The sequence below is a fragment of the Variovorax paradoxus genome (genome assembly GCF_022009635.1).
In the GTDB taxonomy this organism is placed as follows: Bacteria; Pseudomonadota; Gammaproteobacteria; order Burkholderiales; family Burkholderiaceae_C; genus Variovorax.
In genome coordinates this window covers 158,316-181,225 of record NZ_CP091716.1, presented here as the reverse complement: position 1 = coordinate 181,225, position 22,910 = coordinate 158,316, and the positions used below count along the sequence as shown (strand labels likewise).

Annotated in this window: 25 protein-coding genes; 6 read left to right on the top strand and 19 right to left on the bottom strand. The window is 67.4% G+C overall.

Features of this window, described 5'->3' with window-relative positions:
• Positions 1–23: 23 nt before the first annotated feature.
• The 5 genes from L3V85_RS00975 to L3V85_RS00955 are packed head-to-tail and all read right to left on the bottom strand — an operon-like array spanning position 24 to position 5,278.
• Positions 24–869: an ABC transporter ATP-binding protein gene (locus tag L3V85_RS00975; RefSeq protein ID WP_237677575.1), complete on the bottom strand. Its 846-nt coding sequence runs from the start codon at positions 867–869 to the stop codon at positions 24–26.
• Positions 866–1,708 (bottom strand): ABC transporter ATP-binding protein, encoded by an 843-nt coding sequence (locus L3V85_RS00970; RefSeq protein ID WP_237677574.1) that lies wholly within the window; start codon positions 1,706–1,708, stop codon positions 866–868. Before L3V85_RS00970 ends, L3V85_RS00975 begins: the two co-directional genes overlap by 4 nt.
• Positions 1,692–2,249: an OsmC family protein gene (locus L3V85_RS00965; RefSeq protein ID WP_237677573.1), complete on the bottom strand. Its 558-nt coding sequence runs from the start codon at positions 2,247–2,249 to the stop codon at positions 1,692–1,694. The genes L3V85_RS00970 and L3V85_RS00965 overlap by 17 nt, the downstream gene beginning before the upstream one ends.
• A gap of 14 nt (positions 2,250–2,263) precedes the next feature.
• Positions 2,264–4,093 carry an ABC transporter permease gene (locus L3V85_RS00960; RefSeq protein WP_237677572.1) on the bottom strand — a complete coding sequence of 610 codons (1,830 nt, stop codon included), beginning with the start codon at positions 4,091–4,093 and terminating at the stop codon, positions 2,264–2,266.
• Between the two features lie 3 nt (positions 4,094–4,096).
• Positions 4,097–5,278 (bottom strand): ABC transporter substrate-binding protein, encoded by a 1,182-nt coding sequence (locus L3V85_RS00955; RefSeq protein WP_237677571.1) that lies wholly within the window; start codon positions 5,276–5,278, stop codon positions 4,097–4,099.
• 160 nt (positions 5,279–5,438) lie between these two features.
• Here L3V85_RS00955 and L3V85_RS00950 point away from each other — a divergent pair, with 160 nt between their 5' ends.
• Positions 5,439–6,080 carry a GDSL-type esterase/lipase family protein gene (locus L3V85_RS00950; RefSeq protein ID WP_237677570.1) on the top strand — a complete coding sequence of 214 codons (642 nt, stop codon included), beginning with the start codon at positions 5,439–5,441 and terminating at the stop codon, positions 6,078–6,080.
• Positions 6,081–6,084: 4 nt separating this feature from the next.
• Here L3V85_RS00950 and L3V85_RS00945 read toward each other — a convergent pair whose 3' ends face one another.
• From L3V85_RS00945 to L3V85_RS00930, 4 genes are all read right to left on the bottom strand, one after another.
• Positions 6,085–6,606 (bottom strand): class IV adenylate cyclase, encoded by a 522-nt coding sequence (locus tag L3V85_RS00945; protein ID WP_237677569.1) that lies wholly within the window; start codon positions 6,604–6,606, stop codon positions 6,085–6,087.
• A gap of 121 nt (positions 6,607–6,727) precedes the next feature.
• Positions 6,728–7,090, bottom strand: coding sequence for a hypothetical protein (locus L3V85_RS00940; protein ID WP_237677568.1), 363 nt, complete (start codon positions 7,088–7,090; stop codon positions 6,728–6,730).
• A complete protein-coding gene (locus L3V85_RS00935) occupies positions 7,087–7,686 on the bottom strand; it encodes a cob(I)yrinic acid a,c-diamide adenosyltransferase (protein ID WP_237677567.1) in 600 nt (199 codons plus the stop codon). The genes L3V85_RS00940 and L3V85_RS00935 overlap by 4 nt, the downstream gene beginning before the upstream one ends.
• A gap of 26 nt (positions 7,687–7,712) precedes the next feature.
• Positions 7,713–8,213, bottom strand: coding sequence for a DinB family protein (locus L3V85_RS00930; RefSeq protein ID WP_237677566.1), 501 nt, complete (start codon positions 8,211–8,213; stop codon positions 7,713–7,715).
• A gap of 76 nt (positions 8,214–8,289) precedes the next feature.
• On the opposite strand from L3V85_RS00930, the gene L3V85_RS00925 reads away from it, so the two are divergent.
• Positions 8,290–9,714, top strand: coding sequence for an FAD-binding oxidoreductase (locus tag L3V85_RS00925; RefSeq protein ID WP_237677565.1), 1,425 nt, complete (start codon positions 8,290–8,292; stop codon positions 9,712–9,714).
• Positions 9,715–9,810: 96 nt separating this feature from the next.
• Here L3V85_RS00925 and L3V85_RS00920 read toward each other — a convergent pair whose 3' ends face one another.
• The 10 genes from L3V85_RS00920 to L3V85_RS00875 all read right to left on the bottom strand — a co-directional run bounded on the left by L3V85_RS00920 (position 9,811) and on the right by L3V85_RS00875 (position 18,053).
• The gene (locus tag L3V85_RS00920; protein ID WP_237677564.1) at positions 9,811–10,722 is read right to left on the bottom strand and encodes a CsgG/HfaB family protein; all 912 of its coding nucleotides are present in this window, start codon (positions 10,720–10,722) and stop codon (positions 9,811–9,813) included.
• A gap of 114 nt (positions 10,723–10,836) precedes the next feature.
• Positions 10,837–11,805: a ParB/RepB/Spo0J family partition protein gene (locus L3V85_RS00915; RefSeq protein ID WP_237677563.1), complete on the bottom strand. Its 969-nt coding sequence runs from the start codon at positions 11,803–11,805 to the stop codon at positions 10,837–10,839.
• A complete protein-coding gene (locus L3V85_RS00910; RefSeq protein WP_237677562.1) occupies positions 11,805–12,350 on the bottom strand; it encodes an RBBP9/YdeN family alpha/beta hydrolase in 546 nt (181 codons plus the stop codon). Before L3V85_RS00910 ends, L3V85_RS00915 begins: the two co-directional genes overlap by 1 nt.
• Positions 12,351–12,366: 16 nt before the next feature.
• Positions 12,367–13,287 carry a ParA family protein gene (locus tag L3V85_RS00905; RefSeq protein ID WP_237677561.1) on the bottom strand — a complete coding sequence of 307 codons (921 nt, stop codon included), beginning with the start codon at positions 13,285–13,287 and terminating at the stop codon, positions 12,367–12,369.
• Between the two features lie 15 nt (positions 13,288–13,302).
• Entirely contained in the window at positions 13,303–13,917 is a 615-nt protein-coding gene (locus tag L3V85_RS00900; protein WP_237677560.1) for a LysE family transporter, read from the bottom strand.
• 139 nt (positions 13,918–14,056) lie between these two features.
• Positions 14,057–14,698 (bottom strand): 16S rRNA (guanine(527)-N(7))-methyltransferase RsmG, encoded by a 642-nt coding sequence (gene rsmG, locus L3V85_RS00895; RefSeq protein ID WP_237677559.1) that lies wholly within the window; start codon positions 14,696–14,698, stop codon positions 14,057–14,059.
• The gene (mnmG, locus tag L3V85_RS00890; RefSeq protein WP_237677558.1) at positions 14,695–16,644 is read right to left on the bottom strand and encodes a tRNA uridine-5-carboxymethylaminomethyl(34) synthesis enzyme MnmG; all 1,950 of its coding nucleotides are present in this window, start codon (positions 16,642–16,644) and stop codon (positions 14,695–14,697) included. The genes rsmG and mnmG overlap by 4 nt, the downstream gene beginning before the upstream one ends.
• A 175-nt stretch (positions 16,645–16,819) precedes the next feature.
• Complete coding sequence (locus tag L3V85_RS00885; protein ID WP_237677557.1) at positions 16,820–17,707, bottom strand: transglutaminase-like domain-containing protein; 888 nt, start codon at positions 17,705–17,707, stop codon at positions 16,820–16,822.
• Between the two features lie 10 nt (positions 17,708–17,717).
• On the bottom strand, positions 17,718–17,864 hold the full coding sequence (locus L3V85_RS00880; RefSeq protein WP_172839905.1) for a hypothetical protein: 147 nt from the start codon (positions 17,862–17,864) through the stop codon (positions 17,718–17,720).
• Positions 17,865–17,867: 3 nt separating this feature from the next.
• The gene (locus L3V85_RS00875; RefSeq protein ID WP_013538518.1) at positions 17,868–18,053 is read right to left on the bottom strand and encodes a DUF1328 family protein; all 186 of its coding nucleotides are present in this window, start codon (positions 18,051–18,053) and stop codon (positions 17,868–17,870) included.
• Positions 18,054–18,237: 184 nt separating this feature from the next.
• Here L3V85_RS00875 and gstA point away from each other — a divergent pair, with 184 nt between their 5' ends.
• The 4 genes from gstA (at position 18,238) to L3V85_RS00855 (ending at position 22,781) form a co-directional block, all read left to right on the top strand.
• Positions 18,238–18,846, top strand: coding sequence for a glutathione transferase GstA (gstA, locus tag L3V85_RS00870; RefSeq protein ID WP_237677556.1), 609 nt, complete (start codon positions 18,238–18,240; stop codon positions 18,844–18,846).
• A gap of 158 nt (positions 18,847–19,004) precedes the next feature.
• Complete coding sequence (locus L3V85_RS00865; RefSeq protein ID WP_237677555.1) at positions 19,005–19,787, top strand: enoyl-CoA hydratase/isomerase family protein; 783 nt, start codon at positions 19,005–19,007, stop codon at positions 19,785–19,787.
• Positions 19,784–21,592 carry an acyclic terpene utilization AtuA family protein gene (locus L3V85_RS00860; RefSeq protein WP_237677554.1) on the top strand — a complete coding sequence of 603 codons (1,809 nt, stop codon included), beginning with the start codon at positions 19,784–19,786 and terminating at the stop codon, positions 21,590–21,592. Before L3V85_RS00865 ends, L3V85_RS00860 begins: the two co-directional genes overlap by 4 nt.
• Before the next feature lie 85 nt (positions 21,593–21,677).
• Positions 21,678–22,781: an alkene reductase gene (locus L3V85_RS00855; protein WP_237677553.1), complete on the top strand. Its 1,104-nt coding sequence runs from the start codon at positions 21,678–21,680 to the stop codon at positions 22,779–22,781.
• Positions 22,782–22,910 lie beyond the last annotated feature (129 nt).

Here is a 22,910-nt window from a genome sequence, read left to right as displayed (position 1 = left end):
TCTCTCTGTGAGCTTTCGCTGGATCAGGAAGCGGTGCGCGCCGCGCCGTCGCCGCCGAGGTAGGCATCGCGTATGCGCGCATCGGCCAGCAGTTCGCGCGCCGGGCCCGAGAGCACGATGCGCCCGGTCTGCAGCACGTAGCCGTGGTGCGCGATCTGCAGCGCGAGGCTCGCGTTCTGCTCGACCATGAACACCGACACGCCCTGCGCGTTGATGCGCGCGATGAGCTCCAGCACCTTGTCGACATACAGCGGCGACAGGCCCATGGTCGGCTCGTCCATGCAGATGAGCCGTGGCCGGCCCATGAGCGCGCGCGCCATCGCCACCATCTGCTGCTCGCCGCCCGAGAGCGTGCCGGCCTGGAACTCGATGCGCTCGGCCACGCGCGGGAACAGCTCCAGCATGCGTTCGAGGTCTTCGGCCACGGCCTTGCGGTCGCCGCGCGCATAGGCGCCCATCAACAGGTTCTCGCGCACGGTCATGGCCGGGAACAGCCGGCGCGCCTCCGGCACCGAGCCGATGCCCTTGCGGATGATCTGCGGCGTGCTCAGGCCGAGCATGGAGGCGCCGTTGAAATTGACTTCGCCCGAGCGCGGCTTGAGCAGGCCGAGCACGATCTTCATGGTGGTCGACTTGCCGCTGGCGTTGCCGCCGAGCAGGCTCACGATCTGGCCCTTGCGCACTTCGATGTCGAGGTCGAAGTGGGCCTGCACCGGGCCGTAGAAGCTGTTGATCTTCTTGAGTTCGAGCAGCGGCTTTTGCGACTCGCCCGGGGCCGGTGCGGCGGCACGTTCAGGCAGTTCTTCGTCCCGGCCCTCTCCCCACAGGGGCGAAGGCGAAAGACCCGAGCGGGCGACGGTTGCGATCATGCGGGCACCGCCTCTGCCGCGCCCACGTGGCGATGGCCGAGGTACGCCTCGATCACCGCCGGGTCGTTGCGCACTTCGTCGGGAAGCCCTTGCGCGATCTTGCGTCCGTCGTCGAGCACGGCCACGCGGTCGGACAACTGCATCACGAGGTCGAGCTTGTGCTCGATCAGCAGGATGGTCTGCCCACGCGCCTTGAGTCCGCGAATGATCTCCAGCATCTCGGCGGTCTCGCTTTCGTTCATGCCGGCCGTGGGTTCGTCCAGCAGCAGCAGGCGCGGCCGCAGCGCGAGCGCGCGTGCGATCTCGACGCGGCGGCGGTTGGCGTACGAGAGGCTGTAGGCCGGGTGGTCGATGCGCGGCGCCAGCCGTTCGCCGAAGAGCGCGATGATCTCGCGCGCCTCTTCGCGCAGCGCTTCTTCCTCGCGGCGCACGGCGGCAGGCTGCAACAGCGCCAGCGCGAGTTCCGACAGCGCGCCCAGGCCCGGCACGCCGCCCGCGCGTGGTTTCACGGCGCGCAGCCGTGTGTGCGCGCCGACCAGCACGTTGTCGAGCACCGAGAGGTTCGCGAACACACGCCCGTGCTGGAAGGTGCGCGCCAGGCCGCGTTGCGCGAGCTGCTGCGCGGGCAGCCCGGTGATGTCTTCGCCGCCGAACAGCACTTGGCCTTCATCGGGCCTGTCGAGCCCGGTGACCAGGTTGAACAGCGTGGTCTTGCCCGCGCCGTTCGGGCCGATCACGCTCAGCAGCTCGCCCTCGCCCACATGCAGGTCGACGGCATCGACGGCGGTGAGGCCGCCGAAGCGGCGCACCAGGCCGCGTATCTCAAGCAGCGACGGCATCGGCGACTTTCGCCTTGGAGTTGACGAGCTTCACCTCGGCGCGAATGGCCTGCGGATTGCGCAGCAGGTTCAGGATCGGGCAGTTGCGCTCCACCGCCTCGAACAGCGCGTCGATGTCTTCGCGGCTCGCGGACGAATCGATGTGCACCGTGTAGCCGATCTCGTGCGGCCAGATGGGCGTCTTTTCATGGCCCGGCTTGCCGCCGCGCGGATCGATGATGCCGGTCACTTCCACCTCGAGGCTCTCGAGCGGCACCTGGCGTTCGGCCGCATGGATCAGGAAGATGTGCGTGACGCAGGTGCCGAGCACGCCCAGCTGCAACTCGGGCGAGCTGGGGCCGAGGTTGTAGCCCGCGAAATCCGGCGGGCTGTCGCTGATGACCTGGTGGTCGCGAATGCGCAGGCGGCGCACGCCGCTGCGGCCTTCGGCCTTCACGCTGGCCTTGAGTTGCACCGGCTGCGCGGTGCCGGCCTCGACGGCGGCATTGCGCGCCAGCACGGCGGCGCGTTTCTCGGCGAGGTAATCGTTCAGGTGGCTCATGGTGTGGTGTTCTTTCAGACAGTGCCCAGCAGGCCTTGCGGGCGGAAGCGAATGAGTAAAAGCAAAGCAACGCCGTAGATCAACATGCGGTACTCGGCCGTCACGCGGAACAGCTCCGGCAGGCTCACGAGCGCGACCGCGCCCAGCAGCGCGCCGCTGATGTTCCCGAGCCCGCCGAGGATCACCATCGTCAGCGCGAGGATCGAGATCTGCGAGCCGAAGGTCTCGTGGTTGATGTACGAATACATGTGCGCGGTGAAGGCCCCGCTCACGCCGGCCGCGAAGCCGCCGAAGCCGAAGGCCAGCGCCTTGTAGCGGTCGGGGCTCACGCCGTAGGCGCGCGCCGCCACTTCGTCTTCGCGCACCGCGCGGAAGGTGCGGCCCAGGTGCGAACGCAGCAGGCGCCACTGCAGCAGCGCAAGAAGCACCATCGCACCGAAGGAAGCCCAGTAGATGGCCTCGTTCGACGAAGCATCACGCCCGAACAGCGACAGCGGCGGAATGCCCGACACGCCGATGGGCCCGTGCGTGAGGCTTTCCCAGTTGAGGATGGTGAGCGCCACGATCTCGCCGATGCCCAGCGTGGCGATCGACACGTAGTGCCCGCGCAGCCTGAACGCCGGAAAGATGAGCGCGGTGCCGATCAGCGAAGTGAGGATGCCCGCGAGCACGATGCCCGTGCCGACCGGCAGGTGCAGGTCGAGCACCAGCAGCGACGAGGCATACGCGCCGATGGCAAGCAAGCCCGCATGGCCCAGAGAGATCTGGCCGATGGTGCCCGCCACCAGCGTGAGGCTCAACGCGAGCGCGCCGTAGAGCCACGCGTTGGTGAGCGTCTGCAGCAGGTACGGCGACGGATCGAAGAGCGGCAATGCCGCCGCCGCGGCGAACAATGCCAGCAGCAGGCGCGGCGGCACGCGCCACGGCTTGCTCGGCGCGATGAAGGTGCCGGTGAGCGGCTCGGGCGGCAGCGCGCGCTTGCGGCCGAAGAGGCCGTTGGGCTTCCACACCAATATGACCAGCAGCAGCGCGAAGGCGAAGAGGTTGCGGTACGGCGTGCCGAGAATGGCCACGCCGTAGCTTTCGATCAGCCCCAGCAGCAGGCTGCCGACGATGGCGCCCGGCACATTGCCCACGCCGCCGACCACCGTGGCCACCACGCCCTTGAGCGTGGCCTGGAAGCTCATCGCCGGGCTGATGTTGTTGTAGTACATGCCCACCAGCAGGCCCGAGAGCCCGCCCAGCGCGGCGGCAATGGCGAACACGGTCTGGTTCACGCGGTCGACGTCCACGCCCATCTGCTGCGCCGCGTCGCGGTCTTGCGCGGTCGCGCGCACGGCCCAGCCCAGCTTGGTGAAACGCAGGAAGCCGAACAGCACCGCCGCGCTCGCGATGCCGATGCCCGCGATGAGGATGTCGAGCGCGCCGATGGTGCCGGTGCCGATCCGCAGGCGCCAGTCGGGCAGCTGCGTGGGCAGGGAGCGCGGGTCGGGGCTGAACACCAGCTGCACGAGGATGTCGAGCACGAAGCTGATGCCGATGGTCGCCAGCAGCGGCGCGATGCGTGCGGCGCCCTGCAGCGGACGCAGGCCCACGCGCTCGATCAGCATGCCGAGCGCACCGGAGCCCAGCACCACCAGCGCGATGGTGACGGGCAAGGGTGTGTGCAGGTAGGTGATCGACGCCCAGCCGATGTACGCGCCCACCGTGTACACCGAGCCGTGCGCGAAGTTGATGAGATGCGAGACACCGAAGATCAACGCGAGCCCGACCGCCAGCAACGCGTAGATGTTGCCGATGATCAGGCCGTTGACGGTGTAGTCGAAGAAGGAGGTGAAGCTCATTGGCTACCTGGCGGCAGCCACGGCCGCCTTCTCGTCCAGCTGCGCCCACTTGCCGTCCTTCACGACGAGGTTCACGCTCTTCACGCCGATGATCCGCCGCGTCTGCGCGTCGAAGCTGGCCTTGCCGAAGATCACGCTCGGCACGTCCTTGATCTTGTAGAACGCATCGCGCACGGCCTTGCGGTCGGCGTTCGCGCCGGCCTGGCGCAGCGCGGCGGCGGCGTACACCACGGCGTCGTAGGCGTAGGCGTTGAACGCGTCCGGCTCCTTGTTGTACTTCGCGCGGAAGCTCTTCACGAAGTCCTGCACCTCGGCACGCGGCTCGTCCGGATAGAAGGCGGTGTTGGTGAAGATGCCGTTCACCGAAGCGCCGCCCAGCTCGATGAACTTCGGCGAATACACCGACCCCACCGCGGCGATGGGCTGCCTGAGCCCCACGCTGCGCACCTGGCCCGCGATGAGCGCGCCGTCGGGGTAGTAGGAGATGAGCACCAGCCCGTCGGGGTTGGCGTCGCGCACGCGCACCAGCGTCGAGCGGAAGTCTTTCTCGTCGGGCTGGTAGCCCTCGGCAATCGCGACCTGCGCGCCGCGTTCCTGCGCTGCCTTCACGAGCACGTCCTTGCTGGTGCGGCCCCAGTCGGTGTTGAGGTAGAGCACAGCGATGCGCTTGAAGCCCAGCGTCTTCACCGCCAGCTCGGCCAGCAGCGGCTGCGCGTCGGCCTGGCTGATCGACGGGCTCCAGATGTAATCGCCGCCCTTGGTGAAGTCAGGGTGCGAATTGGTAAAGCCCAGTTGCACGAGCCCCGCGCGCTGGTAGATGGGCGAAGCAGCCATCGAGGCCGGACTGGAGAAGTCGCCGAGCTCGATGAGCACGCGCTTGTCGTTCACCAGCTTCTGCGCGATGGCCACCGACTGGCGCGGGTCGCTCTGGCTGTCCTCGAAGTTGTAGGCCAGCGGCCGGCCCTGGATGCCGCCCTGCGCGTTGATGTGTTCCAGCGCGAGATCGAACCCGGCCTTCCACTGCGCGCCGTACTGCGCGTTCTGCCCGGTGAGCGGACCGCTCACGCCGAACCACACGGGCTCGCCCGTGGCAGCTGCCGCCAGGGCCGCGAGCGGCGTAGCCAGCAAGGCAGCGGATAGAACGGCCACATGGCGCAGGAAGCGGTGGCGTGAAAGCAGCGGCATGGTGTCGGACCCCGGTCGGTGATGAATGAAGGTGCAGGGCCGCGATTCTTCGCCTGCGCTCTTCGCCGGGGAACGAACAAAAACGGGGAGGCTTATGCGCTTTCCGAGAAAAGGGGCAAGCGCCTGAACGGCTTCGGCCCGCGATTAAGCTGCGCGCAGCATGAAGCGAAGACACCTCCTCCAACTGCTGGCCGGCGTGCCCGCCGCTGCCGCGCTGGCAGCCTGCGGCAAGCGCAAGGCTTCTTCAAACAACGCATTGAAGCCCGGCGCCCGCGTGCTGGCGCTCGGCGACAGCCTGACCTTCGGCTACGGCGCGCCGCCCGATGCGTCATGGCCCGTGAAGCTGGGCGAACTCACCGGCTGGCAGGTCGACAACGAGGGCGTCAACGGCGACACCTCGGCGGGCGCGCTGCAGCGCCTGCCGACGCTGCTGAACGGCGCGAGCTACGACGCGATCCTGATCGCCATCGGCGGCAACGACATGCTGCGCGGCGTGCCGGCCACGGCCACGCGCGACAACATCGCGGCGCTGATCGAACAGGCACGCGCGCACACGCCGCATGTCGCGGTGCTGGCCACGCCGGCGCCCGACGCGATGCGCGCATTCGTCGGCTCGCTCAGCGATGCGCCGTTCTATGAAGAGGTGTCGAAGGCGGGGCAGGCGTTGTTGCTCGCCGATGTGTATTCGAGCGTGCTGTCGGATGCGTCGCTGCGCTCCGACCGCATCCATGCGAACGCACAGGGCTACGCGAAGATCGCGCAGCAGCTCGCGGACAAGCTCAAGGCCGCGGGCTGGCGCTGATCGATCAGGCGGCGTCGTTCAGGAGGTCGACATAGGCGCCCTGCACCAACTGGTCGGTGCCCACGCCCAGTTGCGCCATGAGCGCATGCGCCTGTGCGATGCCGGCGTCGGCGGACTCGCCCTCTTCCAGCACAACTTCAAGCTCGAGGAATTCGCCGAGGCCTTCGACGCGATCCAGGTGCACCCGCGTGCGGCCCACGATGAACAAACGGCGCTGCTTGCGTACGCGCCCCGCCTGTCCCCATGCGAGCGTGAGCGATTCGCGCAGCACGTCGGGCGTGCTGCAGGGCGTGATCAGGTAGAACGATTCCTTCGGGCCTGCGCTGTTCGCGCGGCGGTAGAAGATCAGCTCCGCGCGGTCGGGCGCGAAGGTGCGCAGCTTGAGGCGATCGGCGCTGTCGTTGCAGCGGAAGAAGGTGTCGTCCTGTGCGATCTCTATGGGGCCTTTGTCGGCCAGCGTTGCGGCGATGGCTGCTACGCGGTCCACGCTGTCGATGCGGGCCTTGATCTCGATGTTTCTTGCCATTTTTGGTTCTCCCCCAGGCCTCGCGCACTTCGTGTCGCTTCGCCAACCCCCTTCCGGGGGTAACACCAGTGGCCCGGCGGAGCCGGTTCCACGGTGTTTCTGGATTGACGGTATTGCTTTCCTAAGGGGCGTTGCCTTGCGGCCCCACGGGCGGCGGCGCGGCGCGACCGCTCGAGCCCGGCGAGAGCTTGCGTCCAAAGGCCTCGCCCACGTTGCGCACGGGCCTGCTGGCTTTTTCCGACACGTTGTTGACGCCGCGCCGGGTGGCCGCGTCGGCGCGGTCGATGCCTCGGCCCGCCGCGTTGGCGCCGCGCTGCACGCTGCCCACCACCTTGCCGCTGCGCGACGGCTGCTTGAGCGTGTGGGCGCGCTGTGCCTTGGGCGGGTTGTCGGCGCTCTGGGCCTGCGCAGCCGCGGGCAGCAGGAGCGCGGCGGCCATCGCCGCGGCGAGCGATGCGCTGCAGATCGTGTTCGGAAATTTCATGGAGACTCCTTGTTGTCCTCGTCTTGCGCTGCCGCCGCAGCAGCACGCGCCATCCGTTCGCTCTTCCAGTAGACGTCGTCGCCGCCGTTCATGCGGTTGAGCACGCGCGCCAGCACGAAGAGCAGGTCGCTGAGCCGGTTCAGGTACTGGCGCAGCGCATCGTTGAGTTCTGCCGTGGCGCCGAGCGCGACCACCGCGCGTTCGGCCCTGCGCGCCACCGTGCGGCACACATGCGCGAGCGAGGCCGCGCGGGTGCCGGCCGGCAGGATGAATTCGGCCAGGCGAGGCAGCGCGGCGTTGTGCTCGGCCAGGGCGTTGTCCAGCTGCAGCAGCGCATCGGCCTTCAGCAAGGTGAAGCCCGGCATCGAGAGTTCGCCGCCGAGGTTGAAGAGCTGGTGCTGCACGTCGACCAAAAGCTCGCGCACGGGCTCCGGCATGGGCTCGCACAGCAGCACGCCGATGTGCGAGTTGAGTTCGTCCACGTCGCCCATCGCATGCACCCGCAGGTGGTCCTTGGGCACGCGGGTGTTGTCGCCGAGGCCGGTGGTGCCGTCGTCGCCGGTGCGGGTGGCGATCTGGGAAAGTCGGTTGCCCATGGGCGCTCCTGCTTGCTTATCTATTGCTATTGCGCGACGGTCGATGCGTCGATCTTGCCGGCCAGCCACTGCAGGCCTGCAAGATGTTGCTGGTCGTGGCTACAGAGGTAGTGAATGAGGCTGCGCATGGTCAGCGGGCCATAGCCCTCGAACACGGCCGTGCGCCGCAGTTGCGCGTCGCTCAGGCTGGAGATGATCTCCATGGTCTGCACGCGCGCCAGGCGAAAGTCGGCCAGCACCTTCGCGGCGTCGGCCGCGCCGTAGTTGCGCTCGGCGGCCAGCGGCTCGCTGTCGATCGAGGCCAGGGTCGGGTGCGACTCCTGCAGCGTGCGGCGAAAGCGCACGTGGTAGCCCTCGATCTCGATGTCGCGCACATGGCAGAGCTGTTCGATGGCGGTGAATGCCTCGCTGGGCACGCCCTCCCACGATGGGGGCGTCCAGTGCCTGAAGGCCGGGGGAATGGCCGCGTAGTGGGCCTCCAGTTGCGACGGGAAGGCCGCGAGGGCGCTGAGGGTGGTGGGGTTCATGTTTTTTCCGAAGCGCATTATGGTGCTCGCTCCGTAAAATGGCCGATCCCCCTCACCCCCAGCAGGAGACGCCCCGATGAACGCCCCGACCCAAACCTCGCACCTGATGCCGGAGCTTCATCTGCGCGACGTTCCCGCCAGCCTGATCGACGGGCTGAAGACCCGCTTCGGCGCCAACTGTTCCACGGCGCTGGCGGTACGCACGCAGCACGGGCGCGACGAATCTTCTTTCGACGCGCCGCCGCCCTCGGCCGTGGTGTTCGCCGAAAGCACGCAGGACGTGGCCGATGCGGTGAAGCTGGCCAGCGAGCACAGCGTGCCGGTCATTCCCTTCGGCGTGGGCTCCTCGCTCGAAGGCCACCTGCTGGCGGTGCAAGGCGGCATCAGCATCGACGTGTCGCGCATGAACAAGGTGCTGTCGATCAACGCCGACGACCTCACGGTGACGGTGCAGCCCGGCGTCACGCGCAAGCAGCTCAACGAAGAGATCAAGAGCACGGGCCTGTTCTTCCCCATCGACCCCGGCGCCGACGCCTCCATCGGCGGCATGACCGCCACGCGCGCCAGCGGCACGAACGCGGTGCGCTACGGCACCATGCGCGAGAACGTGCTGGCGCTCGAAGTGGTCACTGCCGCCGGCGAAGTCATCCGCACCGGCACGCGCGCGAAGAAGTCTTCCGCCGGCTACGACCTCACGCGCCTCATGGTGGGCAGCGAAGGCACGCTGGGCGTGGTCACGGAGATCACGCTGCGCATCTACCCGCTGCCCGAGGCGGTGTCGGCCGCGATCTGCTCGTTCCCGAGCATCGAGGCCGCGGTACGCACGACCATCGAGACCATCCAGCTGGGCGTGCCGATCGCGCGCGTGGAGCTGATCGACGTCAACACGGTGCGCATGGTGAACGCGTATGCCAAGCTGAACCTGCGCGAAGAGCCGATGCTGTTGATGGAGTTCCACGGCTCGCCCGCCGGCGTGAAGGAGCAGGCCGAGACGGTGCAGGAACTCGCCAGCGGCCACGGCGGCAATGCCTTCGAATGGGCCAGCACGCCGGAAGAGCGCACGCGGCTGTGGACCGCGCGGCACAACAGCTACTTCGCGGCGGTGCAGTCGCGTCCGGGCTGCCGCGTGATCTCGACCGACACCTGCGTGCCGATCTCGCGGCTTGCCGACTGCCTGCTCGACTCGGTGGCCGAGGCCGATGCCAGCGGCATCCCCTACTTCCTGGTCGGCCACGTGGGCGACGGCAACTTCCACTTCGGCTACCTGCTCGACCCGAACATCCCCGAAGAGCGCGTGAAGGCAGAGGAGCTGAACCATGCGCTGGTGAGCCGCGCGCTGGCGCTCGAAGGCACCTGCACCGGCGAGCACGGCGTGGGCCTGCACAAGATGGACTTCCTGGTCACCGAAGCGGGCGCGGGCGCCATCGACATGATGCGCACCATCAAGCGCGCGCTCGACCCGAAGAACATCATGAACCCCGGGAAGATCTTCAGCCTCTGACAGGCCGCTCGCCTTTCCCAGGCGTTCCATGAAAAAGCCCGGCGGCTCGCGAGAGCCCCGGGCTTTTTTTCGAGTCGCGCAAGGCGACCCGATCGATCAGTTGCTGCTGTTGCTGCGGCGACGCGTGGGCGCAGCCGGCTTCTCGGCCGGCACGTAGGTCTGCGACGGCGCGGCGCCGCCGTCCACACCCAGGCGGCCACCGCCGCCGAGGCCCTGGCCGCGCACCGTCTGCGCCTTGTAGTTGCGCAGCGAACGGACCATCTGGTTGAAGGCGTCCATGAAGGCGGCGGCAATCACCTTGCCCTGCGCCGTGTTGGTGTAGCCGCCGATGTTGCCGCCCGCGCTGCGGCCGGCGAGCGCGCCGAAGGCGCCGAAATCGGTCTTGGAGGCGCTGCCTTCCGAGGCCGCGACCTGCACGCCGGAGCGGTTGTCGATCAGGGTCAGCAGCGCGCTGGCTTCCTTGGTCTGCATGCTGCCGCCGAGCTGCGCGAGCGCACGGCCACGGCCGCCACCCACCAGGCCGCCGAGCGCGCCGCCGATGCCGCCGGCATCGCTGTTGCTGAACACGATCTCGGGCGACAGGCCGTAGTCGGAAGCCACCATCTGGCCACGGCCGAAGTTGCTGCCGCCGCGCATTTCGCCCGACTGCTGCAGCGCGCGTTCACGCGTCATGGCGTTCATGCCGGCCGCGCCGCGCTCGACCACGATGAAGCAGTTCGACTGTTGCACCAGCAGGCGCAGCAGGTTGGCGGTGGGCGGCAGGCGGTATTCGCCCGTGAGGATCGTGTACCAGCCGGCGCTCTGGTTCTCGATCAGCGAGACCGTGCCAAGCGGCGACTCGCAGCGCTCGAGCTGGCTGCTGGCGTTGTCGGTCGCTCCGCCGGCGGCGCTGCCGGTGGCCATGGTCTTGGCCGACTGGCTGCCCATCTGCATGTCGGTGGCGGCGCAACCGGTAAGAAGAAATGCGCCGACGGCCACGGCCGCGAGCGAGAACCTGGTGAACTGCATGAAGGAGCTCCCTCTGTTGTCAGAAATTTGGGGGTGAAAAAACCAGCGGTCGAGGATACGCGCAAAGGATTGCAGGAATCAATCAAACGAATGACCGACATCCGCTTCGCAAAACTAGGCTGTCCGGCGGATGCGCTCGATCAATCCGTTGAGTGCCTCGATGGAGCCGAAGTGGATGGCGAGCTCGCCGCTCTCCTCGATCCGGCCGCCGCGCTTGCTGCGTTTCTTGATGCGCACCTCGACCTCGGCCGTGAGCAGGTCGGCCAGTTCTTCTTCCACGCGCTGCAGGTCGCGCGACTTCTCGCCGTCGTTGCTGCGGCGCGAAGGCGTGAGCGTGAACTCGGCGGCGAGCTTCTTCACCAGCGCCTCGGCTTCGCGCACCGACATCTTCTTGGCGGCGATCTGGTTGGCCGCCGTGATCTGCGTGCCGCGGTCGAGCGACAGCAGCGCACGAGCATGGCCCATGTCGATGTCGCCGGCCATCAGCATCTGCTGCGCGGGCTCCGCCAGGTTCAGCAGGCGTAGCAGGTTGCTGGCGGCGCTGCGCGAACGGCCCACGGCCTGCGCAGCCTGCTCGTGCGTGAGGCCAAATTCTGTAACAAGACGTTGCAAACCTTGGGCTTCTTCCAGCGGATTCAGGTCTTCGCGCTGGATGTTCTCGATGAGCGACATCGCCGCCGCGGCCTCGTTGGGCACGTCGCGCACCAGCACCGGCACGCTGTCGAGGCCCGCCAGCTTGGCGGCGCGGAAGCGGCGCTCGCCCGCGATGATTTCGTATTCGGCGTTCTTGGCGGCGGCCGATTCGGCATCGAGCCGGCGCACCAGGATCGGCTGCATGATGCCCTGCGCCTTGATGCTCTCGGCGAGTTCGTACAGCGCGCCTTCGTCCATGCGCGTGCGCGGCTGGTAGACGCCGGCGACCATCTGGTCGAGCATCAGCGTGTTCGGGTTCTGCGGCGCGCGCCCCTCTTCCTGGCCATTGCTGCCGCCGCCACCGATGCCGTTGTCGGCGGAAGGCGCGGCCGTCGGGCCGAGCAGCGCTTCGAGGCCGCGGCCGAGGCCCTTGGGTTTCTTGGTCGCCATCAGTTCTTTTCTTTCGAGATTTCGTTCAGGAGGGCCCGGCCTTCGGGCCAGTCGCCCAGGCCGGATTCGGCGTTCAGGTGGCCGCGCGCGCCGGCATCGACGAAGCGTGCGCCCCAGTCGCTGGCCAGCTGGCGCGAGCGCGAGGCTTCGCAGTACGGGTCGTCGTTGGCGGCGATCAGCACCGCCGGAAACGGCAGCGGCTGCCGCACGATCGGCGCCCAGCCGGGAATCTGTTGGCGCAGGTCGTCGCGCTCCAGGTCGCCGGGCGCCACCAGCAGCGCGCCGCGCACCTTGTGGGTGTTGCGCGAGTGCGAGGCCCAGGCTGCGACGAGGATGCAGCCGAGACTGTGCGCGGCAAGGACCACGGGGCCGGGCGAAGCCAGCACTTCTTCCTCGAGCTGGATCGACCAGTCGCCGCGCAGCGGACGCATCCACTCGTGCTGCTCGACGCGATGGTCGCCGTACACCGATTCCCAGCGGGTCTGCCAATGGCCGGGGCCGCTGTTCTGCCATCCGGGCAGCAGCAGGATGCGGGGTGCAGTCATGTGCCGTGGCCCCGCGTCAGGCGTTGTTTTCGCTGGTCGAATCGGACTCCGGCGCCGTAGCCGGCGCCATCACGTCGGCCGGGATCGGCAGGTCCGGCGCGATGCGCTCGACCGGCGCGATCGGCGGCGCCACCGCGCCCGAGGCGAACGCGCTGGCGGGTGGCATCTTCTCGACCAGCTCCTGGGCGAACGCGATGAAAGCCTGGCTGCCTCGCGCGGCCGGGTCGAACACCACGCCCGGCAGGCCGTAGCTCGGCGCCTCGGCCAGCCGCACGTTGCGTGGGATTACGGTATCGAACACCTTGTCGCCGAAGTGGGACTTGAGCTGCTCGCTCACCTGCTGCTGCAGCGTGATGCGCGGATCGAACATCACGCGCAGCAGGCCGATGATCTGCAGGTTCTTGTTGAGGTTGGCGTGCACCTGTTTGATGGTGTTGACCAGGTCGGTCAGCCCTTCGAGCGCGAAGTACTCGCATTGCATCGGCACGATCACGCCGTGGGCCGCGCACAAGCCATTCAGCGTCAGCAGGCTCAGGCTGGGCGGGCAGTCGATCAGCACGAAGTCGTACTCCGCACCGACCGCGGCAAGAGCGGTGCGCAGGCGCTTTTCGCGGCGGTCGAGCGCAACCATCTCGACTTCGGCACCCGCCAGCTCGCGGTTGGCGCCCAGCACGTCGTAGCCGCAGCCGCCCTCCTCCAGCTTGTCGGCCTTGACCCGCGCCTCGGCCACCGAGGCCGATTCGAGCAGCACGTCGTACACCGTCAGCTCCAGCTGGCGCTTGTCGATGCCCGAACCCATGGTGGCATTGCCCTGGGGGTCGAGGTCGATCATCAGCACCCGTTGGCCGACCTTGGCCAGGCCGGCGGCGAGATTGACGGTGGTGGTGGTCTTGCCGACGCCGCCCTTTTGGTTGGCAATGCAGAAAATCTTGGCCATGTCTGTGCGGGAGGATCAGCGGGAAATTGCGAGCTTGACGCCGAAGGCGATCAGGAAGGTGCCGGCGAGCTTCTCGAGCGTGCCCGAAATCCGGGGATTGGCACGGATGCGCTCGGCCAGGAAGTGCGTGAGCAACGTCGAGGTCAGGCCGTACAGGAAGGTCAGTGCGGCAATGGTGACGGCCATTGCGCCGAAAGTGATCAGGCCTTGGTGACGGGCCGGGTCCACGAACAGCGGAAAGAAGGCCATGTAGAACACGATCGCCTTGGGGTTCAGCAAGGTGATGGTGAAGGCCTGGCGCATGAAGTGGCTGGGCTTGATGTTCAGGATGGGTGCCGAGCCGGGCTTGGCGAGCAGCATCTTGAGGCCCAGCCAGCCCAGGTACACAGCGCCCAGCCACTGCACAGCCTTGAACGCGGCCGGGTAAGCAGCCAGCACGGCCGACACGCCGGCCACCGCAGCCCACATCAGGCATTGGTCGCCCAGGATCACGCCGGTGGTCGCTGCCAGTCCGCCACGGATTCCGCCTTTGCTGGTCGAGGTGATCAGCGCCAGGTTGCCCGGGCCGGGAATCAGGAGGAAGAGGACGATGGCGGCGACGAATGCGCCGTAGTCAGCGATGCCGAACATGGGTTTTGCCTCGAAAAAGCGAGCCGGAGAGAGACCAGAGGGGAGGCATCGAGTCTAAGCGAGCACGACGCCGTGAAGGCCGTTCCGGCGCCGGCTTTTGCCGGCACCGGTGCTTCTTTTCGTGAATCGAGACGCCTGGTCAGGCGGATTCGTTGCGGGCCCAGACGATGCAACGCTCTGCACCCAGGCCGGGAACCGTCAGTTGTTCCACGTGAAACACTGCGACGCCCTTCGGCAAAGCCGCGAGTTCGTCGGCCGGCACTTTACCCTTCATCGCAAGCCAGACGGCGCCGGGCGCCAGCAGATGCACTGAGCCATTGAAGAAATCGGGCAGCGAAGCGAAAGCGCGGGAGCTGATGACGTCATAGCTGCCTGTGAGCGACTCGACCCGGGCATGCAGCCCGCGCAGGTTCGGCAACTCCAGTTCAGCCGCCACTTGTTGGACGAACGCGGCCTTCTTGGCCACGGCATCGAGGCAGCTCACGTCGATGTCGGGCCGCATGATGGCGATCACAACACCGGGCAATCCGCCGCCCGAGCCCACATCCAGCAGCTTGCCCTTCCCTGCCCACTCACGCTGCAGCGGCGCGATCGCGGCCAGGCTGTCGAGCAAATGGTGCGTGAGCACGCTCGCCGGATCGCGCAACGCGGTCAGGTTGTAGACCTTGTTCCACTTGAGCATCAAGGTGCCATAGGCCAACAGCTGCTCGCCCTGCTGGTCGGACAAGGCCACGCCCATGGCTGCTGCGCCAGCGCGCAGCGTATCGATAGGTGCCGTCATTCCACGGCCGCTTCCGTGGTGGTGGCCGCATCGCGAGAAAAGGCCTTGTGACCACCCTTGCGCAGATGGATCATCAGGAGCGAAATGGCGGCGGGCGTCACCCCGGAGATGCGCGAGGCCAGGCCCAGCGTCTCTGGGCGGTGTTTGTCCAGCTTCTGCCTTACTTCGAAACTCAGCGCCTTGACCTGCCCGTAGTCAAAATCGGCCGGCAGCTTCAGGTTCTCAAAGTGCGCGGCACGCTCTACCTCGTCGTGCTGGCGTTCGATGTAACCGGAGTACTTGGCCGAAATCTCGATCTGCTCGATCTCGGTTTCGCTCAAGGCCACCGGAGCGGCGTACTTGCTGCCGTCGAGCGACATCAGCGTTTCGTAGTTCACATCGGGCCGGCGCAGCAGATCGGCCAGGTTGTACTCATGGTCGATGACCTTGCCCAGCACCCGCTCGGACTCGGAAGCCGGCAGGTTTCGTGGGTTTACCCAGATCGACTTGAGCCGCTCTGTTTCACGTGAAACAGCATCGCGCTTGCGGCTGAATGCATCCCAGCGTGCATCGTCCACCAGGCCCAGCTTGCGGCCGGCTTCGGTCAGGCGCATGTCGGCGTTGTCTTCACGCAGCTGCAGGCGGAACTCCGCGCGGCTGGTGAACATGCGGTAAGGCTCGGTCACGCCCTTGGTGATCAGATCATCGACGAGCACGCCCAGATAGGCTTCGTCCCGGCGCGGCAGCCAGGCTTCTTCGCCCCGGCATTGCAGCGCGGCATTGATGCCGGCAAACAGACCCTGAGCCGCCGCCTCTTCATAGCCGGTCGTGCCGTTGATCTGTCCCGCAAAGAACAGGCCCTTGACCGAACGGGTCTCGAAGCTGCTCTTGAGTTCGCGCGGATCGAAGTAGTCGTACTCGATGGCGTAGCCCGGACGCAGGATGTGCGCGTTCTCCAGGCCAGGCATCGAGCGCACCAGTTGGTACTGGATGTCGAACGGCAGGCTGGTCGAGATCCCGTTCGGGTAGTACTCGTTCGTCGTCAGGCCTTCGGGCTCCAGGAAGATCTGGTGGCTCTCCTTGTCGGCGAAGCGGTTGATCTTGTCTTCCACGCTCGGGCAGTAGCGCGGACCCACGCCGTCGATCTTGCCGGTGAACATCGGGCTGCGGTCGAAGCCCGAACGGATGATCTCGTGCGTGCGCGCATTCGTATGGGTGATCCAGCAGGGCATCTGCCGCGGATGCATGTCCGTGCGGCCCATGAAGCTGAACACTGGCATCGGCCCTGCCCCGCCCGGCATGCCGTCGCCCGGCTGCTCGGTGCATTTCGAAAAATCGATGCTGCGGCCGTCGAGACGCGGCGGCGTGCCGGTCTTGAGGCGGCCCTGCGGCAGCTTCAGTTCCTTGAGCCGCGCCGACAGGCTCACCGCCGGCGGATCGCCCGCTCGCCCGGCCTGGTAGTTGTCCAGCCCGACATGGATGCGGCCGTCGAGGAAAGTCCCCGCCGTCAGCACCACGGTGCGCGCGCGGAAAGCAATGCCCACCTGCGTGACGGCGCCGACCACGCGGTCGCCCTCCACCATCAGGTCGTCGACCGCCTGCTGGAACAGGCTCAGGTTCGGCTGGTTCTCCAGGCGATGGCGAATAGCCGCCTTGTAGAGCACGCGGTCGGCTTGCGCACGCGTCGCACGCACGGCTGGGCCCTTGCTCGAATTGAGGATGCGAAACTGGATGCCGGCTTCATCGGTGGCAATCGCCATCGCGCCGCCGAGCGCATCGACTTCCTTCACCAGGTGGCCCTTGCCGATGCCGCCGATCGAGGGGTTGCAGCTCATCTGGCCCAGCGTTTCGATGTTGTGGGAGAGCAGCAGCGTCTTGGCGCCCATGCGCGCGGCGGCGAGCGCGGCTTCGGTGCCGGCATGGCCACCGCCGACGACGATCACGTCGAATTCTTCGGGGTACAGCATTTGAAATGGGGGCGCACAACTGACGCGTGCGCGGCGCAAAAGGGGGCACCAATTTTAATCGCCGGTGCCGCCTCGCGCCCGTTGTGTGGACAAGCTAGAGGGCCATGCCAAATCAGTCTCGAAGGCCCACGGCAATTGACAAGTTCGCTATCTATTTGATAGCAAACAAGCCGCGTCAGCCCGTCACTTCAGCCACCTGCACCACCGGCACGGGCTTCTCGATGCCCACCAGCGTGCCCGTGGGCGGCGGCGCCTTCGACGGCGCGAGGCTTTCGTCCTGCAGTTCGCGGATCACCAGCTTCTTGTCGGTCATGCGCACGTTGCCGAAGATCGTGCAGAAAGCCACGTCCTTCGCATCGCGCCCGGTGCCCACGCGCACCAGACGGTCGACAGGCGCCATGCGCGTGGCGTCGAACAGCACCCACTGCCCGCCGAGCCAGGCTTCGAACACGGCATGAAAATCCTGCGGCGGTTCGTCGAACCACACATAGCCCACCACCAGCCGCGCCGGAATGTTGAGCGCGCGGCAGAAGGTGATGCCCAGGTGCGCGAAGTCGCGGCACACGCCGGCACGTTCCACGAACACCTCGCGCGCGGTGGTGGTCGAGTCGCTGCTGCCCGGCTCGTAGGCAATGCTTTCGTGGATCCAGTCGACGATCGCCTGCACGCGGCCGATGCCCGGCGGCAGATCGCCGAAGAGCTGCTGCGCGCAACGCGACATCAGGTCCGACTCGCAGTAGCGCGTCGGCATCATGTAGTGCAGCACTTCGTCGGGCACCTCGCTCACCGGCACCTCGCGCAGATCGGTCGGCACCTGCACATGGGCACGCTGCACCGTGGCCTTGTAGCTGATCTTCAGCGACCCCGGCCTGGCGTCGAAGCGGATGAAGCGATTGCCGCTCGACTCGTCGCAGAACACCTGCATCTCGGTCGGCGGCTCGATGCTCAGCGCCTCGCTGACAACAGCCTGCCCGCCCGAGCGCGCCGCCTCGATGTTGAGCAGCATGTGCGCCGGCGCGGCGACCTCGTAGTCGAGCTGCGCGTCGATGTGGGAGATGTGCATGAGCTTCTCTTCAGGTGCGTCGTCGACGCGAACGGTGTTCAGGCAATTGCCAGTGGGCCTGCGTCACGAGCAGCACTCGCAGCACGCGATGCGCCGGACTCTGCAGAAGCCAGCCCAGCGACCGCGCCTGCGGCCACCGGGGTTTGTTGCGCAGCATCGGTCAGTCCAGCGCTTTCTTCACGGCGCCCACCCCCAGGGCGGCCAGCACCACGAACAGCACGGCCAGCACCAGGAACAGGCCGAACAGCAGCTTGGCAATGCCGGCCGCGCCGGCAGCCACGCCGCCGAAGCCCAGCAGACCCGCCACCAGCGAGATGACGGCAAAAATGATCGCGTACTTCAACATTCAAGACTCCTTCGGCAGGGCCTTGCCCACCGCGTCAGGGAGCTTAGAAACGGCCGCCGCGGTGCCCGATAGTCGCCTCGCGCGAGCCGCCGTAGGACAAAAACGCGATGCCGCCAAACCCGCTAGCATCCGCCGTGGTCTCCCAGAAGAATCACACCTCGCCAAACCATTGGAGTTATTTCGAATGAAGCTGTACTACTCGCCGGGCGCCTGCTCGCTGTCTCCCCACATCGCGATGCACGAAGCCGGCCTCGCCTTCGAACCCGTGCTGGCCAGCACCAAGAGCCACAAGCTGCAAGACGGCACCGACTACTACGGCATCAACCCGCTGGGCTACGTGCCGATGCTCGAACTCGACGACGGCACCCGCCTGCGCGAAGGCCCAGCCATCCTGCAGTACATCGCCGACCTGGCGCCCACCAAGAACCTCGCACCGGCCTCCGGCACCATGCAGCGCTATCGCCTGCAAGAGTGGCTGACCTTCATCGGCACGGAAATCCACAAGGGCTTCAGCCCGCTGTTCAACCCGGCCATGCCGGAAGAAGCCAAGACCATCGCCAAGGACAAGCTGGCTTCGCGCTTCAAGTGGCTCGACAGCGAACTCGCCAGCAAGCAATACCTGATGGGCGACACCTTCAGCGTGGCCGACGGCTACCTGTTCACCGTCACCAACTGGAGCAAGCCCACCGGCGTGGACATCTCCGGCTACCCCAACCTGCTGGCCTGGCACGCACGCGTCGGCGCCCGCCCCGCGGTGCAGGAAGCAATGAAGGCTGAAGGCCTGCTGAAGTAAGCCGAAGCCAGCAGAAGCAGCAAGACGGCCGGGCGACCCTCAGGGAAAACCCGGCCCGCTTCAGCCACAAGCCGCATGTCGCGGCTTTTTTTTCGGGTCACGCTCGGGGGACCGCTTCGCAAGAAGACCGAAGCACCGACGAAGGAACCCATCGCGCCATGTCCGAAACCCCTCCCCCCACCGAACTGCGCGAAGAGATGCGCGGGCCCGTCATGTGGCTCACCATCGACCGCGAAGAGCGCCGCAACGCCATCAGCGCCGCCGTGCTCGCCGGCCTGGGCGATGCCCTTCGCCGCGCCAACGACGACGGCGCGGTTCGCGCCGTGGTCATCACCGGTGCCGGCACGCGCGCCTTCTGCGCCGGCGCCGACCTGCAGAGCGGCACCTCCTTCAAGTTCGACTACGCCGCGCCCTACCAAGGCTTCGCCAACCTGTTCCGCCAGGCCCGCCAATCCACCGTGCCGCTGATCGCACGCGTCAACGGCGCCTGCATGGCCGGCGGCATGGGGATCATGGCGATGTGCGACATGGCCGTGGCCAGCAGCCAGGCCGTGTTCGGCCTGCCCGAGGTGAAGGTCGGCCTCTTCCCCGCTCAGGTGCTCAGCGTGCTCGGCGGCCTGTTGCCGCGCCGCGTGCTGGCCGAGATGTGCATCACCGGCGAGCCCGTCACTGCCGCGCAGGCGCTCGAACTCGGGCTCGTCAACCGCGTGAGCGACGACGTCGACGAAAGCCTCGACTGGCTGCTCGGCCGCATGCTCGACAAGTCGCCCGCCGCCATCCGGCGCGGCCTGTACACCATGAAGAAGATCGAGGCGATGGCCTTCGAGGAATCGATGGCCTTCACCGAAAGCCAGATCGGCCTCTTCGCACTGACCGAGGACGCCGCCGAAGGACAGCTCGCCTTCCGCGAGAAACGCAAGCCACAGTGGAGCGGCCGATGAACGACAACCAACGCACCGTCCGCATCGGCGGCGCATCCGGCTTCTGGGGCGACAGCAGCGTCGGCGCGCCGCAGCTCGTGAAGAGCGGACAGATCGACTACCTCGTGTTCGACTACCTCGCCGAACTCACCATGTCCATCCTTGCGGGAGCGAGGCTCAAGAAGCCCGAGCTGGGCTATGCGACCGACTTCGTCTCGGTGGCGATGAAGGCGGTGCTGAAGGATGTCGTGAAACAGGGCATCCGCGTGGTGAGCAACGCGGGCGGCGTGAACCCGCAAGGCTGCGCCGACGCACTGGCCGCGCTCGCGGCGGAGCAAGGCGTGTCGCTGAAGATCGCCGTGGTGAGCGGCGACGACGTGTCGCCCCTGCTGCCCCAGCTGCGCCAGTCGCAGCCGCCCGTGCGCGAACTGCAGAGCGGCGCCGCGCTGCCCGAACGCGTGCTCACAGCCAACGCCTACCTCGGCGCAGGGCCGATACAGGCCGCGCTCGACGCGGGCGCGCAGGTGGTCATCACCGGCCGCTGCGTCGATTCGGCCGTCACGCTCGGCGTGCTGATGCACGAATTCAAATGGCAGCCGGACGACTTCGATCTGCTCGCGGCCGGCAGCCTCGCCGGTCACATCATCGAATGCGGCTGCCAGGCCACCGGCGGCCTGCACACCGACTGGGACACGGTGCCCGACTGGCCGAACATCGGCTACCCCATCGTCGAATGCGGCGCCGACGGCAGCTTCGTCGTGACCAAGCCCGCGGGCACCGGCGGCAAGCTCACGCCCGCCGTCGTCGGCGAGCAGATGCTCTACGAAATCGGCGACCCCGCCGCCTACCTGCTGCCCGACGTGGTGGCCGACTTCACACAGGTGCGCATCGAACAGGCCGGCGAGCACCGGGTGCGCGTGCACGGCGCGCGCGGCCATGCGCCGACCGCCAGCTACAAGGTCAGCGCCACCTACGTCGATGGCTTCAAGACGGCGGCGCAGCTCACCATCGTGGGCTTCGACGCGGTGGCCAAGGCCCGGCGCACCGGCGAGGCGATCCTCTCGCGCACCGGCACGCTGTTCGCGCGGAACGGCTTCGGTCCCTACAGCGCGACGCATCTCGAGGTGCTGGGCGCGGAGTCGTGCTACGGCCCGCATGCGCAGGCCCTGCAGACGCGCGAGGCGGTGCTGCGGCTCGCGGTGACGCATTCGCGCAAGGACGCGCTGGAGCTGTTCGCGCGCGAAGTGGCGCCAGCCGGCACCTCGTGGGCTCCGGGCACCACGGGCGCGGGCGGCGGACGCGCATCGGTGTCGCCGTCGATACGGCAGTACGCGTTCCTGCTCGACAAGTCGCTGGTCGAGGCGAGCGTGACCATCAATGGCGAGCGCATCGACGTGCCTCGCACGGAAACTCCCTCGTCACCCTTCGTACCCATCCCACAGGCTGCCAGAGCCGAACAAACGACGACGACGCCATCGCAGGACACGGTCGAAGTACCCCTGCTGCGCCTGGCCTGGGCCCGCAGCGGCGACAAGGGCGACACCTCGAACATCGGCGTCATCGCGCGCCACCCCGCCCTGCTCCCGCTGCTGCGCGAGCAGCTCACCGAGGCACGCGTGGCCGACTGGCTGGCGCATCTCGTCAAGGGCCGCGTCACTCGATACGAGGTGCCGGGCATCGGCGCCTTCAACTTCGTCTGCGAGCAAGCGCTGGGCGGCGGCGGCATGGCTTCGCTGCGCAACGACCCGCTGGGCAAGGGCATGGGGCAGATCCTGCTCGCCATGCCGCTGCGCGCGAGCCCGGCGTTGCTGGCGCTGCTTGCATAGCATCAATCCGGACAACCGTACGGCAGCAGGGTTGAGTCCGGGCGCTTAGCCTTGCGCCTGTTTCAACTTTGCCTTTGATCGCACGATGTCCACCCTCTTCGACCCCGTCCAGGCCGGCGACCTGAAGCTCGCCAACCGCATCGTGATGGCGCCGCTGACGCGCAATCGCTCGCCCAATGCCATTCCGCCCGACATCGCGGCCACCTACTACGCCCAGCGCGCCAGTGCCGGCCTGCTGATCACCGAGGCCACCGCCATCAGCCACCAGGGCCAGGGCTACTCCGACGTGCCCGGCCTCTACGGCACCGAACAGCTCGACGCCTGGAAGCGCGTGACCGACGCCGTGCACGCCAAGGGCGGCAAGATCGTCGTGCAGCTGTGGCACGTGGGCCGCGTCTCGCACACCGAACTGCAACCCGGTGGCGGCAAGCCCGTGGCACCTTCGGCCATCACCGCCAAGACCAAGACCGTGCTCATCAAGGACGGTGTGCCGACCTTCGTCGAGACCTCCGAGCCGCGCGCGCTCGACGCCGGCGAACTGCCCGGCATCGTGCACGCCTACGCGGTGGCCGCACGCAGCGCGGTCGAGACCGCCGGCTTCGACGGCGTGGAAGTGCACGGCGCCAACGGCTACCTGCTCGACCAGTTCCTGAAGGACGGCAGCAACAAGCGCACCGACGACTACGGCGGCAGCATCGAGAACCGCGCCCGCCTGCTGCTGGAGACCACCCGCGCCGTGGTCGACGCGGTCGGCGGCGGCAAGACCGGCATCCGCCTGTCGCCCGTCACGCCCGCCAACGACGCGCACGACAGCGACCCGCAGCCCCTGTTCACCTACGTGGTGAAACAGCTCGCGCAGCTCAACCTGGCCTACATCCACATCATCGAAGGCGCCACCGGCGGCCCGCGCGAAATCGAAGACCGCCCCTTCGACTACGAAGCCCTCAAGGCCGCCTACCGCGAAGCCGGCGGCAAGGGCGCATGGATGGTCAACAACGGCTACGACCGCCCGCTGGCCGAAGAAGCGCTGAAGGAAGGCGACGACCTCGTGGCCTTCGGCAAGCCCTTCATCTCGAACCCCGACCTGGTTCGCCGCCTGCGCGAGAACGCACCGCTGAACGAGCTCGACAAGGCCACCATGTACGGCGGCGGCGCCAAGGGCTACACGGACTATCCGGCACTGGCCTGATCTCGGTCGGTTCCTGGTTCTTTCTTCCACGGCCCGTGCACTCCGTTGGCGTGCACGGGCCGATTTGCGTGCGCGCCCGCCAGCCCGTACGCTCGGCACTCGCGCCGCGGGCCTTTGTCTCTGTTCTTT